This window comes from Bacillota bacterium, from assembly GCA_012839765.1.
Classification (GTDB): domain Bacteria; phylum Bacillota; class Limnochordia; order DUMW01; family DUMW01; genus DUMW01.
In genome coordinates this window covers 1-12,627 of record DUMW01000040.1, presented here as the reverse complement: position 1 = coordinate 12,627, position 12,627 = coordinate 1, and the positions used below count along the sequence as shown (strand labels likewise).

Sequence of the window (12,627 nt, the reverse complement as noted above, 5' to 3'; positions counted from 1 at the left end):
GTATTCATAGGGAATCCCGTAAAGTACACCCTCATAGGTGAACTCTTCTAATCCTTCGGGAAAGATGTCCTCCAGATCCACCTCCGCGTCGTCCTGTACAAAGCCATCCAAGGGCGTGAGCAAACCCTTGCCCATGAGCTCATTGAAGGTATGGCTGTGTATCATAAACACATCGGGACACATCCCCGCAGCAGCCCATAGCAATAGCTGCTCTGCGCTAATGGGAGCGTTGCGAAACTCCACCTCGATATCCGGGTTTTCTTCCATAAACAGCTGGATCAGCTGCTCCTCCACATTGGCCGTCACATCGGTGACATTGTTCGTGTAAACTAGCTTTACTTTCCCCTCGGCCAAACCACCAAGCACGAAAACAAGGCTAAGCAAGATGACAACCACATTGCGAAGCGTTCGCACGATCCAAAATCTCCTTTGAATATATAGTGGTTAGTAAGCATCAGCAAAACCACTGCGATAAAGAACCCTTGGTATAGTACAAGGGCAACTTGATGGTTTTCCTCTGGTATCCACCCCCTTCGTCCCCAATCCAACTCCCAAATCACAAAAAGGAAGTATTTGCCGTCTTACTCAGAATCTTCTGATTGGGTTTACAATAAGATTTGTCGTCCCGTTCCCCCGCAGCAGATTCCTTATCTCCATTCCTCTGGGGCCACTGCGATCGAATGAAGCAGCCCTTGACCCCTTTTCGACCCAAGGTCCCGTGTCTTCACCTTAGCTGATGGGTGGGATCTCTCCCACCCGCCTATCACTGTTGAAAGGCCGCGTTCACCAGCCGCTGCACCTCACTGAGGGCATTGAGGTCCAAGGGGCGATTGCCCCTCGCCGGCTCGTAGACCAGTTCCGGCCAGACTGCGTCCAATGTCTCCAGCTGCAAGAAGGGATAGATACCGGTACACATGGCAATCTCGGGGATCATCTGCATCCAGGAATGCTCCCACATCTTCTCCAGCCACAGATCACTGCGGTAAAAGTCCAAGCGGGCCGACTGGACGGTCTCGGTAATCTCAAAGTGCAGCAGGTGCGCTTCCAGGCTGCCCATCCACTCGATGAATTTCCAGGCTAGCTCTGGGTTTTTCGATGACGTAGTGATAGAATACATGTTTCCAAAGACCATCGCACCCCGCTTGTCGCCCGAGGGGCCCTTGGGAATCGCGGTAAACCCAAGCCGGATACCCGGTACATATTGGGGAACATAGTAAGAAGAATAGAAGCCACCCCAGCCCATGGCAGCAGTGTTATTTAAGAAATTGGCATAGGGGCTCGTCATGCCATCCAGGGCAAAACCATACTCCACACGGATATCATGGATGAACTTCAGGGTCTCGCGCCCTTCGGGGGTATCAATGTTCAGTCCTGTGAAGGTGTCGTTGTAGATGCTACCACCATTGGAGTCCAAGAAAGCACTAAAGACATTGATAGTGGGACGGAAGTCGAATCCGTAACGTCTTATTTCTCCATCACTATCGCGCACCACCAGTTTCCGACCGAAGGAGACGAAATCATCCCAAGTCTCCATCGCATGGGGATCGGTGCTCAATCCAGCCTCATCGAAGTGGTTCATATTGTACACGATAAATTCTGCATCCAGAGCGTTGGTAATCCCGTAGAAGATGCCGTCCTTTTGGTTGTAAAGCTGAGTGATGGGGATGAAGTTCGCCGGTGCCAAATCGGGGGTCTTGGCGATAAAGTCGTTTAAAGGAAGCAACACACCGGCTTCGAAAAGGTCTCTGGCCCAGGCGATGGAGACCGATGCCACGTCCGGGGCCGTGTCAGTGGCAACACCGATATACAGTTTCTCCACATACTCGGAACCCCAACCAGTACCGTCATATACAATCTCCACATCAGGATACATTTCCTCAAAGCGTTCTTTGGCCGCCATGAACCACTGTTGACAGGTCTCCGACTCATTAATCTTCCAGTCCTGTACCCGAAGGATGGTCTTCGCCGCACCCACAGATCCCAATACCAGTACAGCCAGCATCACCAGTACTACGGTTCTGATCCTCGAAGTAAGCATTTTCTCCTTCCCTTCTGTGGAAATTTAAGACAGGAAATGCGCTATTCCTCTACTAACCACTACTCCTTTCCCTACTGCAACACCCACTTACTAGAAAACAAAGATGTGCCGCTACCTACGGAAGCCTATCACCTCCATTGGACTACTATGGTTGTATGTTATTGTTCTCGTGGCCCCGTCCCATAGAGCAAAAGACTGTATGTAAATCTGAGGAACTGCCGGTAACACTCCCGGAAGAAGAATCGACAAATAGCCTCCCCAGAAGGTGCAGCGGCTACCTCTAGCTAGCATTCTTTCTAGGAGCAACCGGCCTCCAGCGCCACCATAAGCACCGGTTAGGCCATTCCCTGTACACCTCAGCCCGCCAACACCCAAGGAATTAGCTGTCCCCAGTACTTCAGGACAATCTTCTTGTTCACCTTATGCACACCTCAACCACAATGGGAATACCTTGTTCTTATATTAGCATAGACAGACCAGTTCGTCAATGACCTTATTGGTAAAACACCAACCCCCACCTAGATCTCTAGGTGGGGGGCTGACGATCCCTTAGCAAACCAACAGGTACCAAAATGAAGGCGGCGGGAAACGACAAGGCGCAGAGGAAGTACCCTAAAAACGTACATCAACTACGTACCCACAGGACCCTCCAACCAAGTACAGCTAACACAGACCACTTCTGCCTTTGGTTTTCCGGCATACGGGGCTACTATGGCTTTGCTCCAGGGATCAACTGGTCACTGGACCTTCCGAATGTCGACAAGACCTTCGGGCCGCCAGATTTGTTCCATAGTTATACCCAGCTGCTTCGCCACCCGTTGGAGGGTAGATATACTTGCCAGCTGCCCGATGGAATGGGAATCGGTACCAAAGGAGAACCTGACACCGTATTCCTTCAGGCGTGCAAGAAACTCCAGGTAACTCTCCTTAAAGGACTCGGGGTAGTAGGGACAATCGAAAATGGCTTCGGCGTTAATCTCGATGGCGGTGCCCGTCTTTACCGCTGTCTCCCCCAACTCAGCAATCCATTCCTCCGGCAGGGCCGACAGATCCTTTAGCCAAGGCATGGCAACATATTCCCGACGAGGAAACCAGAATGGGTGGACCAGCACACTAACCTGTGGATGGTTGCAGATCTTGAGAAAGTGTTCTTGCTGAGTGCGCAGGATCTCAAGGGGAGTCCGATCAGTTCCGTATGCGCTGTGAATCCCCCCGATGAAAAATTGGAAACCCATGGCGTTTTCAAAGGCTTCATCGTCAATGGCAAGCTGACCGTTTGGTCCCGAGAAATTCAGCTCCGCCCCGAAATAGACAGTGATGCTTTCGTCGCACCGGACGAGAGCTTCTTTGATCTGCCAGTGCTGGTCCAGTTGTCCTAAGTGGTTCAGGTGATCTGTGATAGCAATCTCCTCGAGACCAGCGTCCTGGCAAATCCGGAGGATGTCCACCACCTCCATGGTCTCGTCGGCGCATCCAATGTAGCGCGTATGAAGATGAAAGTCGGTCTTGACAAGCATTCTCTTACTCCCCCTATTCCTATTGGAAATTGCACTTCCGAAGTAGCCTACCCAATGGCAAGAAGGCATGCCAAGAGAAAGGCGTTTCAACCAACAAGAAACCATCGCGGAAGACACACTCAGTGGTCACATCCTGCTTCCCACGCCATGCCTGGAACAGTGTCCATCTGTTAATCGTCAAATCCATACCAACACCACAGGACAAGACATCTTGTCACGGTCCATGAAGCTTTACATATAGGCCCTAAGACTTACATTTCCCGCTGGAAGAACCACCCACTATCCAACCTCTCCCTAAGATCGATGGCCGCCGTTACACCTGCCGTCTATCCGCGAATTGGCAGCCCCGCCTCACCCGCGCAACCTCATCAAGTCAGCTAGACCGAAGATTCATTGACCACGTTCTAAATCCCCTCCTGGACCAAACCTCTTTTCCAGGATGGTTTGGACAGATCTCCGTGAGGACGCCGTGATCTTCTCCGCGGGGTGTGCTACTTAATTGTTCCGGGGTTCCACGGCTTTCTCCTCCTTTGAGCACGCCTCAATACGGGTATTTCTATTGTCTTCACATATTTCGCAAACACACAAGTCAATCGACTTCCACCAGCTCAGCGAGGTCTAGCGTCCTGAATTCCGGCAAGGTTTTTCCAAACAAAAGCTTGATCGCTACCTCAGTGCAAGGACACGTACGGAATGCTAACAAGATAATGCAGACTTGCGCGATCACCGCGATGATCATAGGACCAGACCTTGGCATACCCCCGTTGGGACAATCAAAGCCGTATCCTTGGTGAGCACAGTCTTTCGTGGACAATAGACGATGTTGCTATCCGCTCCGGGCATCTAACGTTCCATGTTCACAACTCCCCATGGGTTCGACGATCAAGAAGACTAGAATACACTCCCGCCCAACACTCCGACGGATAATGCTCTCCAAAAGAAATCTAAGAAGCCCTTTCCCGCCGGTACACCAGCGGAAGAGCAGGGAGCAACCGCTTCCCGCTCTTCCGCAGCCACTGAGGATCAAACCGTACAGCCCGAGTTTCCGGCCCGGCCGGTCACAGTTGAAGTCGCCCGCTAGTTTTCGTTCTGGCTGACCTTGGCCCTTCGCGGTCAATAGCACCAGCCGGCGCAGCCTTGCCTAACCTATGTTCCCGCTCCAAAGATAACCACGATCCCTTGACAAAGGGGGCGCGGTGTTTTCCTTCCATCACGGGAGCGGGGCAAACCGGCGGATGCTGCAGCACGTGTCCAGAATATGTCCGAACTATGGCCGAAGCCCACCGAAGGACGCTTTCCGAAGAGCAGCCCTCCCCTTGCTAGCTCCTGTCTACGAGCGGGGATTTAGCGGGCGAACTCTCATCATTCGCCATGCCCGTCTTTCGTTTCCCGGCTGGCCGCCTCTCAGAGGCACATGTAGATACAGATACCCTTCACCAGCACGGGGTAACACAAGCTCCCTCACGGTCCGGATCCTGCTGGTGGGGCAGGCCGCGGCAAGGGTCAAAACCTAGGATCATCATCGGTCATTCATTTTTCGCAGACGACAACGCCGATCATGGTATCGCTTCCCGGCTTCCAACTGATGTAATCCGTCCGTGCTGGCCACTGGATCACTACTTCGATCGTGCCGTCTTCACGGATGCTTCGTTCCACTTGGGGGACGATTGCTGCTTCCGGCGAAAGAAGCAGGGCGCATAGGAAGTACGGATTCTGTGCCGTTGTGCTCACCCGGAACAGCGGATGCCACCCGTCACGCCCCCGGGCACTGCCCTGATAGGAACCAAGATGTGCCTGATACTCATCGATCGTCACCTCAGGCTCAGCAGGATTCAGAACCTCCAGCCGAGCAAAGGCCTCGGTACCCGGGCTGTGAATTGTGGCGCCCCGTTCATCGACGGCCACTTCATATCCCACCTCAGTATGGAGCAACCATTGGTAGTTCACTGGCATCGTCATACTAAGCTCTATGTCATCGGCAATGATCACGTAGGGCACCACACCGCCACCGGGTTTGACATAGACCGCATGGCGAATCGCCTTGCCCATGGGCAGATGCCGGGTGCCTTTGCTGTTCGTGGTGTAGGCTTCGGTGACATCGACAAGGATATAGCTTAGGACTGCTGTTTCCTCGTAACTTAGTATCTTGCCGTTCGTCCCGGTGCCAGCGCCGCTCAGAGCCTGCCCCCGGTCCATGACCAATACGGAATTTTGGGCAATGGTCTGATCCCGCCCGGTTGGAGCGCTCGGACCCATGTTGCCATAACCTGAATCGATCGCCCACCTGCCCCCTAGTCCGTAGAAGGTAAAGTGGCCCTTGTCCGCCTGATTGTGGATCACATCGTAGTACGGGCCGGCTTCGATGGAGAACATCACGTCAGAGACGTCCCAGCCCGTGCGCAAGACCACCAGTCCGCGGCCCGGAAAGTACGCCGAGAGCACATCAGCGTCCATGGGATCCAGCGGCGCTACCTCGTTTTCCCAAAGCCAGTGGAAAGAAGCCATGGGATAGGCACCGCCAGCACCGCCAAACTCATGGCGGACGTTGTCATGAAGCCTACGACGATTCAGAACGTAGGTTTTGCTTTTTCTGGCAAGGAATGAAGGTGGGCAATGTAGAAACTGCTGCGAACTGGTATAGAAGTATGGGAACAGCGGAAAAAGCCCCATGTGCTAGCCACACATGCTTTTTCCGCTCACCCACTCCTCCATAAGGAGGTGTTACGTTTTGACAATACCAGAACTCGACTTGCAAACCAAGAGTTTACAGAGAAAGGCTTCGACCGATTGCGGAAAAAGGCAATTGGGTGTTGTGGTACTTGCATGCATAAGCACGGTACATACAAGCGTTCTATTACGGTTTACTGGGAAGTAGTAGAGCTACTTGTCCCTCGGTTCCGGTGTAAGATCTGCGGCCGCACCTGTTCTATTCTATCCAGTCTTCTCCGTGTTGCCCCCCTAGTTCCTGATTGTACCCTCGTGCGTCATCTAGATCTAGCTCCGGTCTTATTCTACTTTAGGTTTTCAACCAGGATTGCTGGTTGAAAACCCACTAGACCTGTCCATTTTGTAACTGGATAGTCATCGGCTTCACGAGCAAAGACAATACTCTACTTCACACCTTTAACAGAGTAACTGCAGGAGCGCATCTTCAATCTAAAGCCTGTGCAGAGCATCCTGCTGCACAGCCCTTTTCCGATTGGTGCCTTCTTCCGAGTACACTTCTCTCTAGCCTGATATGAATGCCCAAACTCCTCCTCAATCGACTTCGGCGCGCTGTGCACAGCTTTAGGACCTCATCGTGCCATTGATGGAGCTTTGATACGATTCTATTTCCGACGCATGTCGCTCTATCCTATCTTATCCAGAGATGTGTCACAGAACCGTCCCCGGCGCCAAAGTATGGATCAAATCGCGCCGGGCTCTACACTACCTCTTTCGTAAGCTAGAGCTACTCAAATCTAATCTGCGCCGTTGTTTGCATGGTCTTGGAGCCGGTTAACACGATCTCCAGTCGGAACTCCCTACCTTTCAGCTGCTCTTCATACAACTCCGGAGTGACATAATGGTACTCGTCGGGTAGGAGTACTGTCTGCTCGAAACTCTGCTTGATTCCTGGTACAACGAAGGGGATGCTGGCTCCAATGTCCACCACTTTGGACCAGACTTCATTATCCTCATCATCATATACCGCCACAAGAGCCTCATCGAGGACCAGCTTTCCGAACCCCGATGTTCTGATTTCCACGGTCACCGTCTGCTCAAACTGGTTGAACTGAAAGACCACCGGGTTCGGTATGATGTTCAGATTCACCGAAGCACCACTACACCCAATCAACAACAGTCCCACACACACAGCAGCTAAAATCCCACTACTTCTCCGCAAGACTCTCTCCCCTTTTTGTCCAGCCGTCTACTGGATTTGTATTGAACTAATCTTTACCAAAATGTTTCCTGGTGACTACTATTATCTCCGATTAATCCCTCCTGGGCAACAAGAATCGTCCCCTCCCCTGCCCGCAGCCAAGAAGGTAGACCTAGGGTAAAGGCCCAGAACCAACATACGCACACTAGCTCCCTTGCCCTTGGCCCCTTTGGGATTTCCAACATAAAAGTGATAGGAGTATTTAGCGCCATGATATCCTTTTGTCGATATGCATTACCGTTCTCACATGCAGGCTGATGAGCAGAGGGTCTGCCAACACGGCTGTGCATACACTGTCCCCGAAGCGTTCGGTCCACTGCGACAACGCCCCCTTGGCAAGTCTCGGCGAAAACAGATACCAACTCTACAGTAGTCTAGCTTACCGGCCAAATAGGGTTATTGATCGCCCTGCCCACCGAGTTGTAACTACAATCCCAGGGCTTCTCCTCTAAACAGACAACAGCCCACCTAGGCGTTTCCTCAGGCGGGTTGTTGTCCGGTGTCGAGCCCACACCGGTAGTCTGTAACACACCGTAACTACCTTGGACGTCCCTTGGCCTGGTACTGTCGGAGAGAGTAAGCGTAGTCAAGTATAAGAGCTATCCCTTGATTCTTCAACGGCTCACCCCAGTGCCGACTCCGTCCCCGGTTGGTTTGTCCCCCAACTCCAAAACGAAAGCAACGATCGTGTGGAAAAGGCACGGACCGCCACCAAAAACCATCCTTTAGTTAGTTTCATCATGGGGACAGCTGGTGACAACTTGCAAGAGATCGGTGCTCACAAGTCTGGGGATTCCCTTAAGATTTCTCGTGCAGCAAAGACAACCACAGGCGATAGGAGGCCAGCATCGGCTTTAGCTGCTGGGGTGCTGGCTGTACTAACAACATTGGCCCCACATACTTGGCCACCTTGTCGTCAGCAAAAGTGTCTATCTCATAGCTTGGCATGGCGAGCCGGATCCGCATGACATCCCCCGTTTTCCAGGAATTCTTGCAGCAGATATAGCCGCTTGTGACTGTCGGTTCAAGGGGATTACCTGTTACCTCCACAGATTCCACCGAAGACCACGCCGGCACACGTAGATAGATGGGAATCTCCTTGCCCGGGGCCTTTTCAATCTCCAAAAGAAGCTCACCATTCTCCGGATAGTCGGTCTTCAGGGTCAACTTAAACCCATCGGAAAGGGTGATGGTTGACGGGGGAAAGTAGTCAATGTACAGGCTGTTGTCTTCGTACCGACGCCACCACATTGCACAAATACCACCAGTCGACAGTGCTGCACGCCTCGTCCCGATTTCTAGTGGTAAACCGCTCGTGGATTCCCCCCGACGGCAGCATGTGTCTTTCTTCTATGATCTTCATATCTGCGAGCACACGCCGCAAGTACCCTTCGTCACCGGCTTCTTCAAATAGGAGCCAAAGGCCGCGCAGGGTCGAAAGGTAGGAGTGGGAATGGTCACTTGCCTGATAACCGGGCACCACCTGGACAATCCTCACGGCCAGGTCGAGAAGGCGCCGGTCATAGGTGTGTCGGTACAAGGCGACAACTCCGGGCAGAATATGGTATCACCCAAGGACCGGCATCGGCTTCGGAGGGGGTGCTGGGCGATTTTCCCGGTGGGCTTTTGGAACTGGCGTCGGCTAGCGTCCGAATGATCCAAGGGACTCTGCCTGGTACTGGGAATCTTGATCACGATGGACAACGCCTCTGGTACCAGGCAATCGAGTACATCAGGGAAGGTATGTCAATTTTTCAAGAAAGGGGGCACGGGAGGAATCGTTCCCGTTTGGTATGGACGCACCCGTAGGTTGGCCCCGACAAACTGCAAGATAGCGGCGGGACAAACTGCCTGGAGACATAACTCTGTCCCTTTGCCCGCAAATCATATGCAGTCAGGTCGCGCGCACGGCTCGAAACCTCACCCTTTCTTCCCACATCACTCGGTCTGGTATACAGCCCGAATCCTCACAACGTCTTATCGCCGAAGCATAGAGCTTTTCGGCCACTAAAGACTGTAAACCCGGTGCAAAGGAGAAGCACCTCAGGCCATCCGCACAGGGCACCACTTCTTAACAGATGGGCTGCTCCCTTTGCCACGGGAGAGGGAGCAATCAACATAGACCAGTATGTTCTTAAGCACTTTCTATCACATCTGCAGGAACGTACTGGACAAAAGGACTAGGATCCTGCGGCCAACCATTTCCACGAAAATGGCAGTTCACCACTAGAACGGTTCGCCCCCGCAGGTTTTTCCATTTGTAAAGACTCCCCTGGAAAGCTAGGCAGCACTGGCCATCGGGCAAAGCCCAACTTAACAACCGGACTGAGCCCATGAAAACAACTCGGGTTATAGATAAAACATGTTATCCGTGCTACATAAAAAGCGGTGTAGCACCACGACACGATGGCTACACCAAAAAGGCACTGATATACCCGCCCCTCTGGACAAGTCTTGCCCGCAAAGGATCTCCTGCGCGGGCAAAGGAGACAATAACACTAATCGTTCCGGAAGACGGGCTACTTGTACAACCCGTAAGCCCTTTTCACATCCTGCACGTAGATGATCCCTTTGCCCGGTTCATCGATCTGCATTTCTTTCCGAATGGACTCCACAATGCCTTCTACGGCATCAGCCTCCGCAAGGATCAAAACGACTTCCTTCTCCGGTTCGATCTCCATATTGAAGACTTTGCTGGTCTCGTGAATCCCTGAACCACGGGCGTTGATGATGGTACCGCCCTTGGAGCCCGCCTTAATCGCGGCATCGATCACCTCTTCAGCTTTCCCTCGATCCACAATGGTTGTGATCGCCTGGTATGTCACCATCTTCGCACTCATCTCCTTTGTTTCCATAGACTCAAAGCCGTGGGCTCCCATAACAAAGCATACCGAGGTCGTAAAGACAATCCCATGGTTAGGCCGGTGAAACTCGAACTTCTTATTTAACTCTTCCAACGCCACCGAAGCTGTGCTTTCATCGGTAACTAGAAACACGATTTCTTTGCGCACATCGGAAAGACCGAGAAAATCCAAGATGCGACTATTTATCGTGCCTTTTCCCAAAGTGATGGTTCCACCGGAAACACCACATTCCCGAGCCACCTTGATGACTTTGCTTCCTAAGCCGTAATTGACGATGGCGCAGATTAGTTCAATCTCTGCACACCTGGAATCAGCTATCACTGGTTTCTACTCCTTCTTTCCTGGATTTGGCCTTAAACACAAGACCCAGTACTTGCAAGGCAATCAGGGGTGTCATCGCCACCACGGCAATCACACCGAACCCATCCATCAACACATCAGCCCCTTCCGTCGCTTCCGCCACACCTTGGGCGAAGGCCAGAACAAAGGTGGCCACCATAGGCCCAGAGGCGACACCTCCGGAATCAAAGGCGACCCCCACAAACAGACCGGGAACAAAATAGCTGATGGCTATAGCAATAATATACCCCGGCAGGAGCAATTGCCACAACTGTAGGCCGGGGACGACAATTCTCATCATGGATAGGGCAATGGCACAGCCCATGCCTAGACACAGGGTTAACATGACAACCTTGCGCTTCACATATCCACTGGTAACATCTTCAATCTGATGGGTCAAGACATAAACCGCAGGTTCAGCCAAGACTGTTACCAGCCCCAACACAAAACCAACACCAATCACATAAACCTTACTCAACGACGCCAGCTGATACCCCACCACCGTGCCCAAGTCCATGAACCCTGCATTCACACCCAATAAGAATAACACTAGCCCTATAAAGGAAAACATGATACCAAAGAGGATCTTCCGCACCGATTTGCCCGGCAACTTGAAAAACAAGAATTGGCTCAGGAGGAAGATTAGCAGAATGGGCAAAAGAGCAACGGTGACATCGCGCACAACCCTTGGGAAGAAATGCACGAAGGAAGCAAGAATCGAATTCCCTACCATTTGGTCCTGGTGGAGGCTACCTGTAAGCCTCTGGGTCCCTGAAAGAACGCTCATCGCCATGACACCAATGATGGCTCCGGCCGAGGCGATACCCACCAAGCCGAAACTATCCTCCTCCGAGGATTTGCTATCCTTTTTCAAGCGGGAAACCCCCATGGCCAGCGCCAACAGGAAAGGCACCGTCAAGGCCCCAGTGGTAGCCCCGGAGGCATCAAAGGAAATGGCTAGGATCTCAGGCGTGGTAAAGAACCCGAGAATCAGGATGAGCAAATACGTAACGGTGAAAAACACGTTCAACGGGAAATTGAACACAATTCTCTCTAATCCCAGGGACACCGCAACGGCAATACCGAGGGACACAACTAAAATCAGCAGGTCTTTGGCAAGCAACCCCGCCGTCACCGCTTCCACTTCCCCCGCCAATACGTGTAGATCCGGTTCGGCGATGGAAATCACAAAACCAAGCAAAAGACCCACTACAGCCACAATCCAGGTCCGATTGGATTTGACCAGACTTCCACCCATGACCATCCCGATGGGCGTAATGCCCACATCGACACCCGTGAGGAATACAGCCAAACCGATAATAATCAACGCGGCACCGATGAAAAACCTAGCCAACAGACGGGAATCCAAAGGTGTGAGAGTAAAACTTAAGAGAACTACCAGCACGACGATAGGGAGAACAGAATATAGTACATCCTTACATTTGGCCGCTAACAGATTCAAGGGATAGAGCCACCCTTCTCGTGTGGGATACAATTCTGAGCGGGAGACTACCACAGTCTACTTAGCATTCTCCAGCGCAACGTGGAAACCGTCTAGTGCTCCTATCTGAAGAACACCCCGTTGATCCTCTTGTGATTATTGTAACACGCCGCAATAACCCCGTACAAGGGTCAATTTTCTAGGATCCACAACAACTTCTAATAGTCAGAAGGCAGCTCAGCAGGGAGCAAAAGCTTTTTAAACTCGTTCGCAATGAGCTCAACCGCTTCACCTATACTGCCATCACCACCAACGTATGAATCAAAAGTTTGTGGGGTTTGGCGACGTTTGGAAAGAATAGAGGACCCCAGGTCCATAACCCTAAGGGCCCCGCAATGAGTTTGGAGAAACCCTTTGCACTATGATAGTATTGAGTCAGGGAGGGTTTCCAAATGAAGTCACGCCAGTATTCTGATGAGTTCAAGGAGAAGATCATTCAAGAG

General features: G+C 52.1%; 10 protein-coding genes. All 10 read right to left on the bottom strand.

All coding sequences use genetic code 11. The features are described from left to right. Positions 1 to 414 (bottom strand): extracellular solute-binding protein (locus GXX57_04120; GenBank protein HHV43839.1); only part of this gene is annotated, 414 nt, incomplete at its 3' end. 349 nt (positions 415 to 763) lie between these two features. After that, positions 764 to 2,038: a sugar ABC transporter substrate-binding protein gene (locus GXX57_04115; protein HHV43838.1), complete on the bottom strand. Its 1,275-nt coding sequence runs from the start codon at positions 2,036 to 2,038 to the stop codon at positions 764 to 766. Between the two features lie 737 nt (positions 2,039 to 2,775). Further along, positions 2,776 to 3,555, bottom strand: coding sequence for a PHP domain-containing protein (locus tag GXX57_04110; GenBank protein HHV43837.1), 780 nt, complete (start codon positions 3,553 to 3,555; stop codon positions 2,776 to 2,778). An 826-nt stretch (positions 3,556 to 4,381) separates the two neighbouring features. Continuing rightward, positions 4,382 to 4,678 (bottom strand): hypothetical protein, encoded by a 297-nt coding sequence (locus GXX57_04105; GenBank protein HHV43836.1) that lies wholly within the window; start codon positions 4,676 to 4,678, stop codon positions 4,382 to 4,384. 407 nt (positions 4,679 to 5,085) lie between these two features. After that, positions 5,086 to 6,060 carry a hypothetical protein gene (locus tag GXX57_04100; GenBank protein ID HHV43835.1) on the bottom strand — a complete coding sequence of 325 codons (975 nt, stop codon included), beginning with the start codon at positions 6,058 to 6,060 and terminating at the stop codon, positions 5,086 to 5,088. A 946-nt stretch (positions 6,061 to 7,006) separates the two neighbouring features. Then, the gene (locus GXX57_04095) at positions 7,007 to 7,441 is read right to left on the bottom strand and encodes a hypothetical protein (protein HHV43834.1); all 435 of its coding nucleotides are present in this window, start codon (positions 7,439 to 7,441) and stop codon (positions 7,007 to 7,009) included. Positions 7,442 to 8,278: 837 nt separating this feature from the next. Next, entirely contained in the window at positions 8,279 to 8,731 is a 453-nt protein-coding gene (locus GXX57_04090; protein ID HHV43833.1) for a hypothetical protein, read from the bottom strand. Next, complete coding sequence (locus GXX57_04085) at positions 8,691 to 9,020, bottom strand: hypothetical protein (protein HHV43832.1); 330 nt, start codon at positions 9,018 to 9,020, stop codon at positions 8,691 to 8,693. Before GXX57_04085 ends, GXX57_04090 begins: the two co-directional genes overlap by 41 nt. Positions 9,021 to 9,999: 979 nt before the next feature. Further along, positions 10,000 to 10,665: a P-II family nitrogen regulator gene (locus GXX57_04080; GenBank protein HHV43831.1), complete on the bottom strand. Its 666-nt coding sequence runs from the start codon at positions 10,663 to 10,665 to the stop codon at positions 10,000 to 10,002. Continuing rightward, entirely contained in the window at positions 10,655 to 12,145 is a 1,491-nt protein-coding gene (locus GXX57_04075; protein HHV43830.1) for a DUF1538 domain-containing protein, read from the bottom strand. Before GXX57_04075 ends, GXX57_04080 begins: the two co-directional genes overlap by 11 nt. Between the last annotated feature and the right edge of the window lie 482 nt (positions 12,146 to 12,627).